Below are 19727 nucleotides of genomic sequence, written 5' to 3' on the forward strand. Positions count from 1 at the left end.
AATTACATCCAAAATGCGATGTTAACGCTTTCTTGTTTGGCACAATACTTGCATAATACATAAGTGACCAGAATTTAGTACACGGTAAAAGGGGGATCTAACGGGGGATTTTTGAAATTCTGGGTTTAGAAATTGCAGAGAAAGTAGGCATACCGTAAGCAGAACGCAAAAATTATGAAGAGGTGAAGAAATGAAAAAGGTAACAAAGAGGGTTGTAAGTGTAGTCTCGGTGTTGTTGTTAGTCGTTTCGTTATTTGCGTCATCCGTTCTAGGTAGTGTAGGGAATTCTTCTGTGAAAGCTAAAGCCGCAACCACATCGCAATACAGAAATGTGATGTATTATGGAGATTGGTCCATTTGGGGCGGGGAAGGTCAGTTTTATCCGAAAGATATACCAGCAGAGCAATTAACACATCTAAACTTTGCGTTTCTTGATTTCGATAGTAACGGAAACTTGAAATTCACAGACAAAGATGCAGCAGTTGGCGCACCAGTTGGGCAAGATGGAGTTCAATGGGGCGGAGCAAATGCGGGTATTTTAAACGCGTTACAAGAGTTGAGAGCAAAAAATCCGAATATGAAAATCGGTATCTCCATTGGCGGTTGGTCGAAATCTGGTGACTTCTCTGCAATCGGAGAAAATGCCACAGCGCGTGCTAATTTTGTAAGCAATGTCATGAAATTTATCAAATATACAAATATGGATTTTGTCGATCTAGATTGGGAATATCCTGCATCTGTTCGTGCCGCTGACTTAGTGGACAATAAGAACGATGAAGGTACACCAAACGCAAAACCAGCGGATAAACAAAACTATATTACGCTTCTTCAAGACCTGCGTACGGCTTTAGATAAGCAAGGTGTAGATGTGAAGAAAAAATATGAGTTATCTGTAGCGTTACCAGCGTCTCAAGGCATGCTTGCAAACGGTGTCGATGTGGCGAAACTTTTCAATGTTGTTGATTTTGCGAACATCATGACGTACGATATGAACGGTGCTTGGACTCCGAATAGTGCGCATCATACGGCGCTTTACGGCAACCCGGCGGATCCTAATTATAGCGATGGTTTCTCTGTGGACCAAACGGTGAAATATCTGAAGAGCCAAGGTGCAGCATCTGAAAAAATCGTTGTCGGCGCAGCATTCTACACACGTGGTTGGAACAAAGTGGAAGCGGGTACGAGCACTACGCAACCAGGGCTTTTCCAAGCAGCTACAAAAAATAACAAAGATGCAGACTTAGGAGCAACATACGGCGCTCCAAACGAAAAACCACTAGCAACAGGTGACGGTGGTCGTGCAGGCGGAGTTTGGGCATATAAGAGCATCGATGCTTTGAAAGCCAAATCACCAACGTTAGTCGAATACTGGGATGACGTGGCAAAAGCGCCATATCTATACAGCAAAACGACTGGCGAATTCTACACTTATGACAATGTTCGTTCTGTCACTGCCAAAGCGCAATACGTGAAAGATAATAATTTGGGCGGAATGATTTCGTGGATGCAATCTCAAGATAAAGAAACCACGTCAACAAAACGCGATGAATTAACAAAAGCAATTAAACAAGGGTTGTTCGGCGCTGGAGCACTTGCAGCAAACACGATCGTCTATTCGAACCTAAACGTAGAAGCCACTGTAGCGCCATATAGCGAAAACGGTGTCGGCTATGAAATCACAATCAAAAATAAAGAAGTAGCCAATGAAACAAATGAAGTGTTACAAGCGACCGAATTTGCAGCAGAAACCGTAAAATTACCGAAGTTCTACATCCCTGTAAAAGCTGGCGAAACATTGACCGCTGGGGATTATAAAGCCGGTACTGTAGCGACTGCCAATGGTTACACAACAATCGATTTGGCGTCTGTCTATGATGCACAACAAATTCCGCAAGGCGCAACGTATACATTCCGATTGAAATCCAATCTAACGTCTGTAAACGCGAACAACATTGCGAATATCTCCTTAACACAACGCATGTCTAAAACTGGCACAGAGCTTGGCAAACAAGTCATTTTCGGTGGAGGCGCGGTGGTTCCTGATCCTAGCGACACAGTAGCACCAACAGCACCAACGAATTTGGCAACAGTAACAGCGAACGTGACAGACGTGGTGGTTCCATTAAGTTGGACAGCTGCAACGGATAATGTCGGCGTAGCAGGTTACAAAGTGTATCGCAATGGTACAGAAGTTGCGACTGTTTCTGGAACAACATACACAGACACAGGCCTTACAGCTTCAACAGCTTATTCGTATACTGTAAAAGCCTATGACGCAGCGGGCAACGTTTCGCCGTCAAGTGCAACACTTTCTGTAACAACAAAAGCTGGTACAGTAACACCACCAGTTGGAGCAGGTACGTGGAGTTCAACAGCTGTTTACAATCAAAATGACCAAGTGACTTACAATGGTCACACGTATAAAGCGAAATGGTGGACACAAGGCGATGTTCCAGGGGCAGAGCAATGGGGCCCATGGGAACTAGTCGCGTGACGACAAACGCTCATTGTTGGAACTGTTCGACATGAAATGGAGTTACAGTTCCAATATGCAGGGGAACGAAGTGAGTCTGTAATCCTTGGTTCCTTTTGCCTAGCATCTAAGCATTTGTCGTCCTGCTCACAGTTTTGTGGGAGATCCTGATTGGAGTTAATAGAGAAGTGGGGGAGTGATTGGGCTCTCCTGCTTTTTTTGCGTGTGGAATCTTTGGAAAATTGTGTTTGGAGGTCTATACTGGAGGTGAATGATTATTTGGGAGGTTTTGATATGGAGTTGAAGGCTACGGATAGGAAGGTTTTTCATAATGGGCAGGGGATTCCGCTTGTTGGGATCGGGGTTTGGAAGATGCAGGATGAGCGGGAGGCGGTCAATGCGATTCAGGTGGCTGTCGACGCTGGGTATCGGGCGATTGATACGGCTAAGGTGTATGAGAATGAGGCGTTTGTTGGTCGGGCGATTCGTGAGGTCGGGACTCGGCGCGAGGATTTGACGATTACTTCGAAGCTTTGGAACGCGGATCATGGCTATGACGAGACGCTGCGGGCTTTTGAGACTTCTTTGAAAAAATTGCAACTGGATTATCTGGATTTGTATTTGATTCATTGGCCGGTCGGGAGTTACAAGGATTCGTGGCGGGCAATGGAGCGGCTGTATAATGAGGGGTTGGTGAAATCGATTGGTGTGAGTAACTTTCATCAGCATCATCTGGAAAATCTATTCACGACGGCGAATGAAAAACCAGTGATTGATCAGATTGAAATGCATCCATTGTTGTCGCAGAAACCATTGCGGGCGTATTTGGAAAGTCAGGATATCGTGCATGAGGCTTGGTCGCCGCTTGCGAAGGGTGGGGAGTTGTTGCATCATCTGGTGTTGACGGCGATTGCGGAGGATAAGGGTTTGACTGTGGCGCAGGTGGTTTTGCGTTGGCATCTGAATAATGGCTCGGTGATTATTCCTAAATCGGTGACGCCTGAACGGATTCGGAGCAATTTTGATGTGTTTGATTTTGATTTGAGTAATGAGGAGATGGCGAAGATTGATGCGTTGAATGAGGATAAGCGTACGGGGTCTGATCCGGATAGTGAGGAGTTTTTGGCGAGGACTTGGAACTGAATAAATCCAGCATACTGAAATGGCGGTATGCTGGATTTTTTATTAGATTTTATTCGATAACTGTTGGTAATACTGCCTCGAGCGCTACAATTAGGTCTTGGTTTGTTGTTTGTTTGATGTGAACAATGTTGGGAAAGATGCCGTTTTGTTGAAGCTAATTCTGGCATACATATCGATGGTGGACACAACAACATTCGAAAATCTGGCTTGCAAAATGGAACCGATGCACATGGGGCAAGGGTCTAGCGATGTGACTAAAACAATATTTTCAGGCTCGGGTAAATAGTTGGTTTCTGTGAGTTATCAGCGGAAATGTCTGGTGTTACTTTTTGTAATGTGACTATTATCATATTAAAATATTTTTGTCAACGCCATTTTGTGCATTGAACGACTATTTAGGTTGTTTTTTGTGTCTAAAATGTGTCTAAAACAGAAAATTAATCAGTATTTTTGTCTAAAAATAGTGAAATATATTACGTATGTGTTATTATTGGAATGTGAGCGGGAGATTTTTAAATACCGCACTAGTTATTTTCTGCGTGCTTTTTGAGTGGTGGAGATGATTAGATAATGGCAGAATTATAGAAGACTGAAAAAAACATATAGTATACAATGATTGGGGAGACGTTTTTTTATGAGGGAAAGAAGGCATATTCTTAGGACGCTTATTGCATTTCTCGTTGTCGGACTTGTTATACTAGGTCCGATGCAAGGTTGGGGCGCGAATCTTTTAAATCAATCACAAGAGAATATGGACATCATGATGACAACGGACTTGGCTGAGGTAGAAATAAACCAATCTGTTGTTATTCTTTTTGAGGATAAGTCGGAGGATGGGACGCTGACTTTTGCGATTCCGGATGGGCTGGTTTTTGATGAGGCGAAGACCGTGGAGGCAAATCAGGGTGTGAATATTTTTACGTTTGATGAGAAGGAACGGGTTTTGACGGGGACGCAGCGGACTGGGAAGATCGTTTTGCGGGTGAGTCGTGTTGGGGATTTCCAGGTGACGGCGAACAAGTTAGTGGATGCGCAAGTGGTGGCGACTAGCGGGTTGGTGGTGACGGGAATCGCGAAAAAAGTGGCGCGTGTGGCTCGAGCTGTGAATACGGCGGATGTGTATGATGACGCGACATTGCGTGCGGCGCTGAACAATAAGGATATTACGGTTATTAATGTGACGAAGGATTTTCAGGTGACGGCGAACGCGAATGAGCTGAGTCAGTATTTTCCGACGAAATCATCGCTGCTTTTTAACGGGAATGGGCATACGGTTGATTTTCAGGGGTTGAGTGCTTGGTTTACGATTAGTGCGGCGACTCCGATGAATATGACGATTAAAGATGTGAATATTCTTGGGCGGAATTATTATGGTCCGGTTCGGCTTACGGGGACGCGTGGTTACGGGAAAATTCGCTATGAAAATGTGACGTATACTGGTGCGCAAATTACGGCTTCTTATGAGGCGGATATTGACATTGCTGGGCGTGTGGAGTGTCGGATGGTCACGAGTTATGTGAGCTTGGCGGGCGCGACGGTGACTACGCAGGCGAGTAACCAGGCCAATTTTGAGGCGACGAACATGAACTTTTTGGAAGGGTCGCATTATATTGGAAATACGGTGAATGCGGGCGCGTTTCTGCTTTATTCTGGCGGGAATGTGGACGTGGGCAAGAATGCGATTATTGATTTGACTTCTTTTGGCAATGGTGGCGAGGGTGATACGACTTACGCGACGGTTGCAACGCAGGGCAATATCAGTATTCATGATGGTGCAAAATTCAATATTAATACGGATGCTGGGAGTCGGCGTGGCGGGATTCGTGCTTCGGGTGCGAGTAGTCAGATTTTAGTGGAGTCGGGCGGCGAGCTGAATATTAATACAAAAGGTGCGCTGGATGTTTACCGGCACACGATTTACTTAGGAAATGGTGCGGGGATAACGGTTCAGAATAATGCGAAATTGAATGTGCGGGCGGAAAATACGGCGGGCTCGACGACGAATATTATTGATACGGGGAGTAGTAGTAAATTCCTGATTGGTAAAAAGGCGACGTTCAACGTGTATAGTGACGGGACGGCTTCGAAACAGCTGATTTCGATCGGTTCGAGTGCGTTGTTTCAGTTCGCTGATGCGGCGAGTGTGGATTTGAATTTGAATAATACGAATGCGAATAGTCGGTTGATTTATATGGCGGGTTCGGCTGGGAAGCTGGTCGTGGATGTGCAGCGGGTGTTGGCGTGGAATGCGATTGGTTCGACGGGGAACAAGGACGCGACGTATGAGTGGAATCCGATGTATGGCATGAATATTAGTTATACGGGCTCAAACGTGACGGCTGCGGCGGGGAATTCGTTGACGACGCCGGTTCAGGATAGTTTTCGAACGAATTTCCGGACGCAAAATTTTAAGCGGGTGTTGTTTGAATATATTCCTGATGTGGCGGTGACGCTGGATATTTTGACGGATGCGCATTTGCAGGCGAATAGCCACGTGATTACTGGGACGACGAATCCGGGTGCTTGGGTGATCTTTAGCGGCTCGACGGTGATTCCGGCTGGGACGATTGCGGCGCAGAGCGTGAATGATGCGACGTTGTACCATGTGAAAGCGGATGGGACGGGGAATTTTTCGTATGCGCTACCTGTGAATAAGTATTTTACGGCGGGTGAGACGATTACCGCGAAGTCTTATTTGAATGGGAAAAGTGCTACGGCGACGACGGTTGTGAAGGATTTGACGGCTCCAAATGCGCCAGTTTTGAATGGGATGAAGGATCGGGATGTTGTGATTTCAGGAACTGCGGAGGCGAATGCGACGGTGCGGGTGTTTGGTGCCGATGATACGGTTTTTGCGAGTGGTCAGGCGAACGCGGCGGGGGTTTACTCGATAGCTGTGCCGGCCGGGAAACAACCGTTAGTTCCGTATTCTGTCTATTATACAAAAGCGACGGATGCTGCGGGAAATATCAGTGCGAAGTCGAATCTGGTGACGGTTGCTGATACGACGCCACCGACGGCGAATCCGATTATGCAGACGGTGGATTTGAATGCCGCGTTTACAACGAATGCGAAATCGCTTGTGCGGGATGTGCATGATAATGGCGGTGATGGGGATGATAATCTCACGTATACGCTGACGAAAAAGCCGAACGTTTCTGTGGTAGGCTACACGACGGCGGAGGTTCGGATTCAGGATCGTGCTGGGAATGCGTTATTTGTTTCGATTCCGGTTTTTGTGAAGGATGGTTTTACCGTGACGAATGATAAGGCGATGCTTCAGGCTTATGGTTTCACCGTTTTTGGTAAGGATTTCCCAACGACGCCGGCTGCGGTGGATCAGATGATTTTTACCGAGGCAAAAGTGAAGGCGTGGGGCGTGCCGAGTGGGCAGGATGTGACGTCGCAGGTGCAGATTGTGGATCGAGGTGGTTTATCGAAGACGCCAGGCTCGTATTTGGTGAAGCTGAGCGTGCTGGGCGTTGAAAAGACGGTGGTTGTGACGGTGAAGGCCGGGACGCTGGCGTTTAAGGATGTGACGCATGATGTTTCGTTTGGAACGGCGACGATCAGCTCGAAAAACAAGATTATTGCGCCAGAGACGGATTTAAAAGTGACGATTGAGGACACGCGTGCGGTGATTTCGGATTGGAAGTTGTCGGTGAAATTGACGCAGAATTTGCAGACGTCGGACGGTGAGGAAGTGGCGAATGCGCTGATTGTACGGCAAAAAAATGGGCTGGGCGTGACGTCGGATATGCCGCTTGGCAGTTCGGCGACACCGGTTTATGAGGATAAAACGGGAATCGATGGCGTCAAAGTGGTGGATATGGCGCCGAATCAGTCGCAAAGTATTTTGCTGAATATCGAACCGGGTACGGTGAAGGCGAATAAGGAATACACGGCGCAAATGGAGTGGACACTGGAAAATGGACCATGATAGTAAGGAGGGAAAGCGATGCGAAATATAACACGATTCCTAGCTATCGCAGTGTTTAGTGGATTTTTATTTGTTGGCCAACCTGTGTTAGCGGAGAGTTATGAGTCGGATGTCGGGCTGACTTTTGAAGGATATGAACCGAGTCGTGAGGTCCCGCCGAAGTCGACGGGTGGCGTGGTTGCGTTGCCTGAAACGGGAGATGTTGCGCCTGGCGGGATGCAGCTGGTTTTTGGAGTGGGATTGTTGTGTTTAGGCGGTTTCTTGTTGGGCCAAGCGAGGAGGCGGGCGGATGATTAGGAGATGGATGCTGGTCGTGCCGTTCGTGTTGGCAAGTTTGGCTGTGGGTAGCGATGTGACTTTTGCCGTTTATGAGTCGAATGTGGATATGATTTTGGAGGGGCAGGTGGAGGTTGTTGATCCTGTGAATCCGGTTGATCCGGGAAAACCTGTGAGGCCTGTGAATCCTAGTAAGCCGGGGACTCCGGGGCCGCTGAGCATTGATTATGTGTCGAATATTTATTTTGGAAAGCATCGGATTGGGAAGGAAACGTCGACGTTCTATGCGAATTTGGAGCGGGTTGTTCAGGCCGACGATGGCGCGGAAATTGATGTGCCGAATTATGTGCAGGTGACGGATAATCGCGGGAATAACAAGGGTTGGCAGTTGAACGTGAAGCAGGCGGGGCAATTGAAAAATGGGAATCATGTTTTGGAGGGTGCGCAATTGACGCTTTTGAATACGAAGCTCGTTTCACCGTCACGTGGCATGGAACCTGCGTCGAGCCAGAATATTCGGCTGAATCCGGTTAGTGGTGAGGCTTCTGAGGTGATGTACGCCGCGGAAAACCAAGGTACTGGGACGTGGATTGGTCGGTTTGGTAAGGACGCGGATGAGGGCAGGAGTAGTATTCGGCTCACTGTTCCGGGCGACACGAAGAAGTATGAAGGGCATTATAGTACAACCTTAATTTGGGAGTTACTTGACTCTCCGATTTAAGCGAGAAAGGAATGAGGCTATGAAAAGGGGCATCGGAATGGTGATGCTGGTCGTTGTGTCGGTTGCGGTGCTGGGGATGGTTGGTGCGCCTAGTTTTGCGAAGAGTACGACGTCAACGGGTGACATTATTTTAGAGCGCGGGACGACTTGGCACAAACCGATTGATCCGACTTTGCCGGGTGACGGGCATGAGATAACGCCGACTGATCCGGACGTGAACCCGCCGACACCAGGGCCGCTGAGTATTGATTACATTTCGAACATTCATTTTGGCAAGCAGAAGATTACGGGAAATGATGTGCGGTATTTTGCGGATAGTGACCATATTAAATTGGATGCGACGGGCGCGATTAAAGATGTGCCGAACTTCATTCAAATTACGGATGATCGCGGAAACAATGCGGGTTGGCGGCTCACTGTGAGGCAGGATATGCCGTTTACAAATGGGAGTCATGCGCTAAATGGTGCGGTTTTGAAGCTGAGTAATCCGAAGGCGGATAGTGTGACGGCGAAGGCTCGGAATAAGCCGCTGGTCCGCGAAGTGACGCTAGATTCTTCTGGGAAAAATGCATCGGAGGCTATTTTGGCGGATGAGAATCAAGGCGTGGGCACGTGGGTGCATCTTTATGGCGCCAACGCTGCGATTGGGAAGAAGAGTATTACGCTGGACGTGCCGGGTGAGGTGCCGAAAGTGGAGGGTGTGTATAGGACGACGCTTGTTTGGACGCTGAGTGATGCACCGAGTTGAGCATACTTTTAAGGAGTAAAAAATCAAAAAACGAAGGGAATTAGAAACGATGAAAAATTTAGGGAAATTAGTTTTAGCAGGAATTGTAGTATTGGGAGGAACATTTACTTATGCGGCGCCAATATTCGCTGCAACGGCGGGCACGACGACTTCAAAAGGAGATATCACGTTTACGACGGATGACGGGACGGCGCCGACAAATCCAACTGACCCGACTGATCCGGGAAAACCTGTAACACCAACGGATCCAGATAAGCCGACACCAACAACGGGGCCGCTGCGTATCGATTATATCTCGAATATTCATTTTGGCGAGCAAGTGATTTCAGGGAGCGACACGACTTATAAGGCGAAATACGATGAAGTTTTGACAGAAGATGGTGTGACGAAAAAATACGTGCCGACTTTTGTGCAGGTGACAGATAATCGCGGTTCGAACGCGGGTTGGAAGTTGCAAGTGAGCAATGACCAATTTGCTGCGGGCGCGAATGAACTGACGGGTGCGGTTTTGACGTTCAAAGATGCAAGACTGAACTCGACAAACTTGGCAAAACCGGATAACGTAGCGGCCGTCGTTTTATCAGGAAATAGCGTGAACCAAGACGTGGTAAACGCGCCAGAAGACACGGGGATGGGCGTATGGACGAACACATTTGGAACGGTGACAGGGCAAGACGCGGACGCTGAGAATGCCAGTGTGACACTGAAAATCCCAGGCGAAACGAAGAAAGTAGCGAGCAGTAAATATGTGACGACGCTGACATGGACGTTGGGGGATACACCAGACTGAAAAGCTGAAGAAGCCCGTTAGCCCCGAAAAAATTTGTTAGGGGGCGCAGTAAAAGTCCTCCTTTGACTTTTGCGGAGGCCACGAAAATTTCGAGGGGCTGGGAAAAGGAAGGCAGTCTCATTACATTCCACTGCATATTGAGGTTCTAAATCAGCAGGAGATGCTTCATAAGAACCACAACAAAGCTGGATCTGGAAACGACAATAAGTCAACCCACGGAGCGTTCCCACAAACAAGATTGCCGAACACGGACCACCACAAATCAAAGCTACGTCTTCTAAAACCAGTTCTAAGAAGCAAGAGCAAAAAAGGAAGGCAGTCTCATTACATTCCACTGCATATTGAGGTTCTAAATCAGCAGAAGATGCTTCATAAGAACCACAACAAGAACACCCACATTTCCACGCAATCCCACCTCGCTCTACCACCTCTCGTCATGAAAGAGCCCCCAAGCTCAATCATGACATCCAAATAAAAACAAAAAGACAGGGGAATTTTAAATATGAATTTAATCAAATTAGCAACTTTAAGCACCATCATGGTAGCATCACTTTCCGCAACAGGTCTAAGCGCATTCGCCGCGGACAACGACACAACATCCGACGCAAAAGTAATGTTCAAAGCAGACGACGGCGGAACAACCAATCCAACCGATCCGACTGATCCCGGAAAACCGGTCGATCCAACTGATCCAGTAAACCCAACAACAGGAGCGCTACGAATCGATTTCGCCTCTCAAATCAATTTTGGCGAGCAAACGATTTCTGGTGCCGCGAAAGATTACTACGCATTATACACCGAATTACAACCGCTAGATGAGGCAGGTCAAGCTTCTGGCGCTAAAAAATATGTACCGCATTACGTGCAAGTGACGGATAATCGTGGCTCAAACGCGGGATGGAATTTGACGGTATCGGGAACGACTTTTAAAAATAGTACTGGTGAAGTGCTGACTGGCGCGGCTTTGACGTTATCTGACGCGACATTAAGTTCGGAAATGGCGGACACATTGAAACCTGGCACGGTGACGCCAGAAGTGACGGTGGGCGCAACGCCGGCGGAACTTGTGAGCGCTGAGGCGGACAAAGGAATGGGGACTTGGGTAGACTCGTTTGGGACTACGCCAGGGACGAGCAATACGGATACGAATAAAAGCGTGAAAATCCACGTTCCGGCTGAAGCTAAGAAAATTGCTGGTGAAACCTATACATCGACGCTGACTTGGACGATTAATGATACACCTTAATGCTCTAAACATTTGGCAACGCTACTTACTATGAGTAGTGTTGCTTATTTTTCTCGAGGAGGCTGGAAAATGATCAAAAAACTAGTAGCAGCACTAGCCGTGATTGGCGTGCTTATCAGCGGGATTTTAATACATACAGAAATATCGAAAGCTGCGGAAATGAATTTTTCGGTGTCGGCGGTTATTCCGGAAAATCAGATTGATAAGTCAAAAACCTATTTTGAGTTGCGGATGAAACCGGGGCAAGTGCAGGAGCTGGAAGTTGTGCTGACCAATGGTTTGGCGCATCCGGTGACGGTGGAAACCAACGCAAATACGGCGGTGACGAACGATAATGGCATTGTTGATTACAGTAATAAGGCGCCGAAATTCGATAATACGCTCCAAGCACCTTTTTCTAAAATTGCGGAAATGCCTGATGAAATCACAGTTCCGGCGAATGGGAGCAGGACGGTGAAGGTGAAAGTGACGATGCCGCGCGATCCTTTTGATGGCTTTATTTTGGGCGGACTTCATTTTTCTGAGAAGGATAATGGGGATAAAAACGAGTCGGGAGAGGGCGTGCAGATTAAGAATAAATATGCCTACGTGATTGGCGTGATTCTTTCTGAGAATGATGTCGCGGTGAATCCTGATATGAAATTGAAGCGAATTAAGCCGGATCAGGTCAACTACCGCAACGTTTTGAAGGTTAATCTACAGAATATCAAACCCGTGATTCTGCAAAGTTTGGATGTGGATGCGCAAGTGTATAAGGATGGTGACGGCGAGGCGCTTTACACGACAAAACAAAGTGCGCTGCGCATGGCTCCGAATTCTAATTTTGATTTTGGGGTTAGTTGGAATAATCAGGCGTTCAAACCGGGCAAATATCGTCTGAAAATGGTGGCGACGTCTGGGGATCACACTTGGAAATGGGACGAGCCGTTTGAGATAAAATCAGATGTAGCAGCGGATTTCAATGATAAGGCGGTGGGGCTCGAGAAGGATTACACGATGTGGTACGTTGCGGGCGGTGTTTTGTTAGGGTTGTTGGTGCTTGGATTAGTGTTCTGGTTAGGACGGCGAACGAGGAAGAAGGATGAGGAATAAGTTTTAATAGTTTGTATATACGCGTATAACTTGTTGGTTGACAAAAAAGTTATACGCGTATATACTTGATGTAGGGATTAAAAGTCGGAGGTGAGAATTATGCTTGTGAGGGCTACTAAGTTAAAAAAGTGGGGAAATAGCCAAGGTATTATTTTACCGAAAGAAACATTAAAACAAGCAGGGGTGGTGGATCTTGAGGATGTTTCATTTGATATAATTTCAACAAGGCATGAGATTATCCTAAAGCCTAAGAATAATACTACAAGAATGGAAAAATTATTTGAAAATTATACAGGTGGGCATTTAAATGACTCAGAAATCATCCAGAATAGCGTAGGGGAGGAGTTTGATTTATGACATCGGAGAGTACAGAGCTACTCAGATCAGGGCAAATAATTATGTTGAACCTATCTCCAACGAGGGGACATGAACAAAGAGGGCATAGACCATGCTTGGTTTTGTCAAATCAAATTCCAAATTCTAATATGGTATCGGTTGCTGCTATCACATCGAAAGTTCGACGTTTTCCACTCCACGTTGATTTGCCGGAAGGGCTGATGACAACTGGGCAAGTGCTTCTAGAACAAAATCGGATGCTGGATGCTAATGCCAGAGGTTTTAAAATCGTAGAAGAAGTTCCAGTTGAGATAATGGATAAAGTGAAAGATTTGTTAAGTGTTTTGTTCGATATTTAAAAAAGATTCTATATATACACAAATCGTGTATATATAGAATCTTTTTTTTGCAACCTATTTCTTCTCGACCACAATATGCTCCAGCTTCTCCGCTGCGAAATCCACGGTAAATGCTTGTCCAAAGCCAATCACATAGCGGCCGTCTTTTGGTGTCAGCTCGAAAATCGACATGTCGATGGTGCGCAGTAATTGAATCAGTTGGGCGCCATGAATCGCTGTCATTTTTTCGAAAATCATTTCCAAATCGTCATTGCCGATATTTTCAGCGGTGCATTTCAGATAAAGTCGCTCGCGTGCGAAGAGGTTTTTCGTGTCTTGTTCATCGGCAATCATCATAATCTGAATCGTTTTGCTTTGCTCGATAAAATCGTAATGCTCGGCAATCGCGCTGATGTAGATGTAGAGTTTGCCTTCATGCGCAACGAAAGGCGCGTAGCTAATGAACGGATTTCCGTCCGCGTCGTTTGAGCTAATCACGATTGTTTTTCGACTCGCGACAAATGCATCATAGCGCGATTTTACTTTGTCAATATTGATTGTTGCTACCATATTTTATCCAACCTTCCATGCTAAAATTAGATGTCTCCTGTGCGCATTAAATAGAGGAAGTACGGCGCGCCAACGATGGCCATAATGATTCCGGCGGGTATGTCGAGCGGTGCAAAAAGGGACCGGCCGATCGTATCTGCTGCGAGTAAAACGAGGGCGCCGAGAACCATGCTCATCGGGATGAGGCGCCAATAATTCGAGCCGACTAGGAAGCGCGCCATGTGTGGCACAACGAGACCAACGAAGCCGAGTAGTCCGACGACGGAAACCGAGATTGCCGCTAGGTACACCGCGATAATCGACAGCATAATGCGTGTCTGATTCATTTTTTCACCAAGATTTACAGCGATATCGTCGCCGAGACTTAAGATATTGGCTTTTCGAATGAAGAGAATCGCAAAAATCCAGCCAATTATCGAGTAGGGAAGGAGCAGTTCGACGTCACCCATTCCTTTTGCGGCAAGGCTTCCGTTCATCCATTGCACGACGGCGGGTAATCGGTCGCTATACAGAATCGAGAGCAGGCCGATGATTCCGCCCATAATCGCGTTGACAGCGACGCCAGACAGGATGATGCGCATCGGCGAAATTTTGCCATTTTTCCAAGCGAGCGCGTAGACAATCACGACCGCGACGAGCCCGCCAATCATGCCGGCAAGCGGTGCAAAACTGCCAAAGTTCGGGAAAAGGAGTACGATGGCCAAAACGGTGACGGCGGCTCCGCTGGAAACTCCGGTTAAACCAGGATCGGCCAGTGGATTGCGCATCACAGCTTGCAAAAAGGCTCCTGATACGGCGAGATTTGTACCGACAATGACGGCGATGAGGACACGCGGAATCCGCAAATTCCATAAAATCGTTTGGGATAACTCGGCGCCTTCGCCAAATAAAGTACGGACGCTTTCTATCGGAGCGATGTGAATACTTCCGACGCCAACCGCGACAATCATCGAAACCACAAGTAAAATGGATGTCGTCCCAATGATAAACCAGCTTTTTTGTTGACGTTCCATCTTATTTGTAGAGAATGTCTTTCAGCTGTTCCAGGCCAGTTGTTGCGTTGGCAAGGGATGCATAGCCGAAAATATCATAATCGAGCGCTTGAACTTTATCGTTTTTGAAGGCATTTAATTTTTCCCAAGCGCCGTTTTTCTTCACATCTGCTTTGAATTGCGTCAAGGCGGCATTGGCATCTCCGTGCGATACGAGCAGGATCGCGTCAGGGTTTGCGGCCGTGACATCTTCCATATTTAGCGGTACATAGGATTCTTTCGTTTTCATCGTTTCGGTGACGATGTTTTTCGCTTTCACCGTTTTCACAAGGCTGCCGACGTAAGTTGTGTCATTCATCAGCATGAACGAGCTGCCAGTTCCGAATAAAATCATTACTTTTGGCGCAGCTTTATCTGGAATTGAGGTGACGATTTTGTCTTCGTCTTTTTGCAATTTGGTGAGGTATGTAGTAGCGGCATTTTCTTTATCGAACGCGGTGCCAAGAACCTCCAGCGATATTTTTAAATCAGGGTAGGAATCGGTCGGCAAGTAAGCGCCTTTTAGATTGATTTGGCTGATTTTCTTGTCGATGCTATCCTTGATGGACTCGGAACCAATGACTAAATCCGGATTCAGGCTCGCGATTTTTTCAACGTCAGGCTCAACCGCAGAACCGATTTTTGGAATAGCTGTAAAATTGTCTGGAAGTTTGTGCGTGGTGCTCGGAATACCGACGGGCGTGATTCCTACTATATCAAGCATTTCGGTCACGGAAACAGAAGTTGCGACGACATTTTTGGCAGGTTCAGTTGGAAATTGTGCGGCAAGCATCTTGATTTGCGCTGCTTCGGTTTTGGATTTCACCGGTGTCGTGTTGCCGTGTCCGGATGTTTTGACTTCCGCCTTCGTGGCTTTATCTGTTCCGCCGCAACCAGCTAGCGCTAAAGCCGATACGGTTACGATACTAAAAACTAATTTCTTCATCATCTCATGGAGACCCCCTTTAATCTTAATTGATAGTGATAATCATTATCAATTAATTGGAGTATACCAAATTTGGTTTTGTTTGGCAAGCTTGCAAATTATATCGAGCCGTGATATATTGTGATTATCAAATACATCGAGGTGTGATATATTTATGGATGAAAAACTAATAAAAACCTACGTCCCGATGACAGAGACCGCCTTTTACATTTTGCTATCTTTAATGCAACCAAGGCACGGTTATGCGATCACAGATAATGTCAAAAAAATGACGAAAAACCGCATTGTTCTAGGTCCAGGAACCATTTACGGCAGCCTATCGAAAATGAAAAAAGACCAACTAGTCGCGATCATTCAAGAAGAGAAAAATCGGAAAATCTATCAAATTACGGAACTAGGAAAACAAGTTCTTGGAATGGAAAAATCACGCATTGAGGAACTATACACGAATTCTAGGGAGGCGAGCCAACATGACGAAGAAGGTATTTAAATTTATTACGGTGGATAATGTGGAGAAGGAAGAGGCGTTTTTGGAAGAAATGGCGAATCAGGGGTGGTTTTTCAGTAAGTATGCTTCATTACGATATCATTTTGAACAAGGCGAGCCAGCCGAATACACTTATTGCATTGATTATAAGGAAGAAGCTGGCGATGAAGAGGAGTATTTGGCGTTGTTTGAGGACGCAGGTTGGGAGCACGTGTATGCGTATCCAATTTTGAGCGGCAAGTGGATGTATTTCAGGAAAGCGGTGAAGGAAGGCGCGCCGAAAGAAGCCATTTTCACAGATGACGCCTCGATGGTAGTGCTTTGGAAAACAATCCGTTCGCGGTGGACCTGGTTTGGTGGGAGTGCGATCTTGATGCTAATCGTCGTGGGAATCGCCACCTTACTTGCCTCAGTGTATCTGATTGGAAGTATTTTCACGTTTGCAGTGGCGCTATTTCTCATCGTCCTCTACGGTAAAATGTACATCAGAATAACACGAAAAATCAAGCTCAGAAGTTAGCGCTCGCTATGTTTCTCGATCTCCTTAGTCAAAGCCAACGCATTTTGAGCTAATATCAATAAGGAGGATTATGCATGGCTACAATAACAGTTCACGTTTCAGATGTAGAAAAGCAGTTTTTAGATGAAATGGCAAAGCTTAAAGGAAAGAGTTTATCTGACTTACTGAAAACAACAACACTTGAATCATTAGAAGACGAATATGATGCTCGCGTGGCTGATTGCGCATATGAAGAATATCTAAAGAAGCCTGAATCATGTCCTTTGTCTGAAACTATATCAGAGTATGGATTAGGTAACGGTGAATGAGCGACTAGATTAAGTCCTACAATGAAATATTATCAAAGAAAAACCCCTGTCTCGGGCGTGAGATAGGGGTTTTTCTTTGGATACACCCGTACTCCATAACCCTCCTCTGTCCTACAAACTGAAAATCCAAATCAATTTTCTGGAAAATCCCTGTTTTTGGATTTCGGGATGGTAAGCTATGAGTATATTAAATCGCAACACAAAAAAATAATCGCAAATAAGAGAGGAAGTTTTTTATGAAGAAAAGTAAAAGCTGGATTGCATTATTTATTTTAAGCTTGACATTGGTAGCGGTCGTCGCAGCATGTGGTACTACAGCAGGTGCGAACGATATCGGGAAAACCAGAACGGCCAATGATTTAGAAATAACAGTGACGCATGTCGAAACTTTAAATAGTAAGAATGATAAAAAACAACTCGCAAAAATCGATTTTGAAGTCTTGAATGTAGGATCAGACGAAGCAGGCGCTGGAGCAGGAGATTTCGTTGTGAAGACGGAGAACGGCAAGAAGCACAGTGTCTACGGAATGCACGCCAACAACTTCGGTGACGCGATTGCAGCAGGAAAGACGCTTCGAGGTTCTGGTTACTACGAAGTACCGGCAGGCAAGCAGGACGTGACGGTCATTTATCAACCGGCAGTCGGCAAGGCAGATCAAGAAGCGACATGGACAATTACACTCCCTGAAAAATAAGAAAGGCGGAATGCAAAACAATGAAAATTACAGTAGTAGGACTTGGATATATTGGATTACCAACCGCGATTTTGTTTGCGAAGTACGGCAATAAAGTGACAGGTGTGGATTTATCCCCAGTCATGACGGACAACTTAAACGCTGGACGAATTCACATTGAAGAACCCGGACTCGAGGCAGACTTGCAAGACGCTTTGGCCTTAAATAATTTTCACGCTAGTACAACACCAGTCAGCGCAGATGCCTATATCATCGCAGTACCAACGCCTAACAAAAACGACGAGTATAAATCATGTGACACAGCGTATGTTGAGTCAGCGCTAGGAAGCATCGCACCACTTTTGAAGGAAAACGACACGATTATCGTCGAGTCAACGATTGCGCCAAGAACGATGGCAGACGTCGTACAACCGCTTATTGAAAAACAAGGATTCACCGTCGGGCAAGACATCTTCTTAGCACACTGCCCAGAACGAGTTTTACCAGGAAACATCATGCACGAACTAATCCATAACCCGCGTATCATCGGCGGAATCACCGAGCAATGTACAGAAAAAGCAGCAGCAGTATACGGCGAATTTGTTGAAGGCGAGATCATCAAAGCACAAGCCGGCGAAGCAGAACTCAGCAAATTGATGGAAAATACGTACCGTGACCTCAATATCGCACTCGCTAACGAACTTGCAAAAATCAGTAATTACCTCGAAATTGACGCTCTACGTGTGATCGAAATGGCGAATAAACACCCCCGTGTCAACTTGCACCAACCCGGCCCCGGCGTTGGCGGACACTGTTTAGCCGTAGATCCATACTTCGTTATTGCAGCAGCCCCTGAACAATCCCCACTTATGCAAACAGCCCGTAAAGTAAACAACAGTATGCCAGAATATGTCGTAGAAAACGTGAAGCAAATCATGGAACAACGCGACGGAAACACAGTGACGCTATTTGGTTTGACCTATAAAGGTAACATTGATGACATCCGTGAAAGCCCGGCGATGGAAATCAAAGAAATGCTCACAAAAGAAGGTTTTGACGTAAAAAGTTTCGACCCCCATGTTGTATCCGCGCCACTAACAGGTGAAGAAGCATGTGAAGATAGCTCGCTCATCGTTGTTTTAAGCGATCATGACGAATTCCGCACGATTCCAACCACTTACACAGATAAAATGCGCTCAGCCATCGTTTTTGACACGAAAAATATGGTTCAAAACGTCGGTGAACAAGTCGTCTACGCCAATTACGGCAACCTGCATGAGATCACCAAGGACGTGGCACAATACCAATTCAATTAAGGACGTGAAAGCCCATGGAAAAGACCTATTACAATTTCCGAGAACAGGCCAGAACAGCCCGAGAAACCCACGAAAAACCACTGCACGACAAAGTATGGCGCATCTTCGACATCATCGCCGCCGTCTTTGCCCTCCTCATTTCCCTCCCAATCCTCCTCGCAATTGCCATCACCATCAAATTCGAAAACTGGAAAGCCCCGATTTTCTTCAAACAAAAGCGCGTCGGAAAAGACGGCGAACTCTTCTATATGTATAAATTCCGCTCGATGTACGTCGATGCAGAAGCACAACTCGCCAAACTCCAGACCCAGAATGAAATGGACGGCCACATGTTCAAAATGAAAGACGATCCCCGCATCACCCGCGTCGGAAAATGGATTCGCAAAACGAGTCTCGACGAATTCCCCCAATTCATCAATATTTTAAAAGGCGACATGTCCTTCGTTGGACCACGCCCACCACTGATGACAGAATATGCGAACTACACAAACCACGAAAAAAAGCGTCTCCTCGTAACACCAGGATGTACCGGTTTGTGGCAAGTCAGCGGCAGAAACAACCTGACTTTTAACGAAATGATTGACCTCGATTTAGCATACATCGAAAAAAGATCGATCCTCTTCAACATCAAGATTCTACTACTCACTTTCAAGGAATTCACAAGCAAAGGAAACGGCATGTAAAAAACCGCGTGTCTAAAAAGTTGATTTTCAAAAATAAGTTTCTGGAAAATCCCTGTTTTAGGGAAAAATCTTGATAAAGTATACGTAGG

The 19727-nt window shown here is 46.2% G+C and carries 20 protein-coding genes; 17 read left to right on the top strand and 3 right to left on the bottom strand.

The features are described 5' to 3' along the window. The first annotated feature begins 190 nt into the window (after window positions 1–190). From EP58_RS15405 to EP58_RS15455, 11 genes are all read left to right on the top strand, one after another. On the top strand, window positions 191–2494 hold the full coding sequence (locus EP58_RS15405) for a glycosyl hydrolase family 18 protein (protein WP_036094725.1): 2304 nt from the start codon (window positions 191–193) through the stop codon (window positions 2492–2494). 273 nt (window positions 2495–2767) lie between these two features. Continuing rightward, entirely contained in the window at window positions 2768–3616 is an 849-nt protein-coding gene (locus EP58_RS15410) for an aldo/keto reductase (RefSeq protein ID WP_036094726.1), read from the top strand. A gap of 634 nt (window positions 3617–4250) precedes the next feature. Next, complete coding sequence (locus EP58_RS15415; RefSeq protein WP_052171472.1) at window positions 4251–7556, top strand: pectate lyase-like adhesive domain-containing protein; 3306 nt, start codon at window positions 4251–4253, stop codon at window positions 7554–7556. A gap of 18 nt (window positions 7557–7574) precedes the next feature. Next, window positions 7575–7853, top strand: coding sequence for a hypothetical protein (locus EP58_RS15420; protein ID WP_036094727.1), 279 nt, complete (start codon window positions 7575–7577; stop codon window positions 7851–7853). Further along, complete coding sequence (locus EP58_RS15425; protein WP_052164951.1) at window positions 7846–8553, top strand: WxL domain-containing protein; 708 nt, start codon at window positions 7846–7848, stop codon at window positions 8551–8553. Before EP58_RS15420 ends, EP58_RS15425 begins: the two co-directional genes overlap by 8 nt. 19 nt (window positions 8554–8572) lie before the next feature. Next, complete coding sequence (locus EP58_RS15430; protein ID WP_077917953.1) at window positions 8573–9301, top strand: WxL domain-containing protein; 729 nt, start codon at window positions 8573–8575, stop codon at window positions 9299–9301. 49 nt (window positions 9302–9350) lie between these two features. Next, window positions 9351–10091 (top strand): WxL domain-containing protein, encoded by a 741-nt coding sequence (locus EP58_RS15435; protein ID WP_036094729.1) that lies wholly within the window; start codon window positions 9351–9353, stop codon window positions 10089–10091. A gap of 502 nt (window positions 10092–10593) precedes the next feature. Then, entirely contained in the window at window positions 10594–11337 is a 744-nt protein-coding gene (locus tag EP58_RS15440) for a WxL domain-containing protein (RefSeq protein ID WP_036094730.1), read from the top strand. A gap of 69 nt (window positions 11338–11406) precedes the next feature. Beyond that, a complete protein-coding gene (locus EP58_RS15445; protein ID WP_036094731.1) occupies window positions 11407–12429 on the top strand; it encodes a WxLIP family cell surface protein in 1023 nt (340 codons plus the stop codon). A 99-nt stretch (window positions 12430–12528) separates the two neighbouring features. After that, window positions 12529–12786, top strand: a complete 258-nt coding sequence (locus EP58_RS15450) for an AbrB/MazE/SpoVT family DNA-binding domain-containing protein (protein WP_052171473.1) — start codon at window positions 12529–12531, stop codon at window positions 12784–12786. Further along, window positions 12783–13124, top strand: a complete 342-nt coding sequence (locus EP58_RS15455; protein ID WP_036094732.1) for a type II toxin-antitoxin system PemK/MazF family toxin — start codon at window positions 12783–12785, stop codon at window positions 13122–13124. Before EP58_RS15450 ends, EP58_RS15455 begins: the two co-directional genes overlap by 4 nt. Window positions 13125–13178: 54 nt before the next feature. On the opposite strand, the gene EP58_RS15460 is transcribed toward EP58_RS15455, so the two are convergent. From EP58_RS15460 to EP58_RS15470, 3 genes are read right to left on the bottom strand one after another with little or no spacing between them, the layout of a single operon-like run. Continuing rightward, a complete protein-coding gene (locus tag EP58_RS15460) occupies window positions 13179–13673 on the bottom strand; it encodes a HugZ family pyridoxamine 5'-phosphate oxidase (protein WP_036094733.1) in 495 nt (164 codons plus the stop codon). Between the two features lie 26 nt (window positions 13674–13699). Further along, window positions 13700–14686, bottom strand: coding sequence for a FecCD family ABC transporter permease (locus tag EP58_RS15465; RefSeq protein ID WP_036094734.1), 987 nt, complete (start codon window positions 14684–14686; stop codon window positions 13700–13702). A 1-nt stretch (window position 14687) separates the two neighbouring features. Next, a complete protein-coding gene (locus EP58_RS15470; RefSeq protein ID WP_236637268.1) occupies window positions 14688–15653 on the bottom strand; it encodes an ABC transporter substrate-binding protein in 966 nt (321 codons plus the stop codon). A gap of 151 nt (window positions 15654–15804) precedes the next feature. Between EP58_RS15470 and EP58_RS15475 the strand changes: the two genes are divergently transcribed. The 6 genes from EP58_RS15475 (at window position 15805) to EP58_RS15500 (ending at window position 19638) form a co-directional block, all read left to right on the top strand. Next, the gene (locus tag EP58_RS15475) at window positions 15805–16140 is read left to right on the top strand and encodes a PadR family transcriptional regulator (protein ID WP_036094735.1); all 336 of its coding nucleotides are present in this window, start codon (window positions 15805–15807) and stop codon (window positions 16138–16140) included. After that, complete coding sequence (locus tag EP58_RS15480) at window positions 16121–16657, top strand: DUF2812 domain-containing protein (RefSeq protein ID WP_036094736.1); 537 nt, start codon at window positions 16121–16123, stop codon at window positions 16655–16657. The genes EP58_RS15475 and EP58_RS15480 overlap by 20 nt, the downstream gene beginning before the upstream one ends. 74 nt (window positions 16658–16731) lie before the next feature. After that, window positions 16732–16965 carry a type II toxin-antitoxin system RelB family antitoxin gene (gene relB, locus EP58_RS15485; protein WP_036094737.1) on the top strand — a complete coding sequence of 78 codons (234 nt, stop codon included), beginning with the start codon at window positions 16732–16734 and terminating at the stop codon, window positions 16963–16965. A 236-nt stretch (window positions 16966–17201) separates the two neighbouring features. Beyond that, window positions 17202–17660 (top strand): DUF4352 domain-containing protein, encoded by a 459-nt coding sequence (locus EP58_RS15490; RefSeq protein ID WP_052164950.1) that lies wholly within the window; start codon window positions 17202–17204, stop codon window positions 17658–17660. A 20-nt stretch (window positions 17661–17680) separates the two neighbouring features. Continuing rightward, a complete protein-coding gene (locus EP58_RS15495) occupies window positions 17681–18955 on the top strand; it encodes a nucleotide sugar dehydrogenase (RefSeq protein ID WP_036094738.1) in 1275 nt (424 codons plus the stop codon). 14 nt (window positions 18956–18969) lie between these two features. Beyond that, window positions 18970–19638 (top strand): sugar transferase, encoded by a 669-nt coding sequence (locus tag EP58_RS15500; RefSeq protein WP_052164949.1) that lies wholly within the window; start codon window positions 18970–18972, stop codon window positions 19636–19638. Window positions 19639–19727 lie beyond the last annotated feature (89 nt).

Origin of the sequence: Paenilisteria newyorkensis (assembly GCF_000766145.1) — a bacterium.
Lineage (GTDB): Bacteria > Bacillota > Bacilli > Lactobacillales > Listeriaceae > Listeria_A > Listeria_A newyorkensis.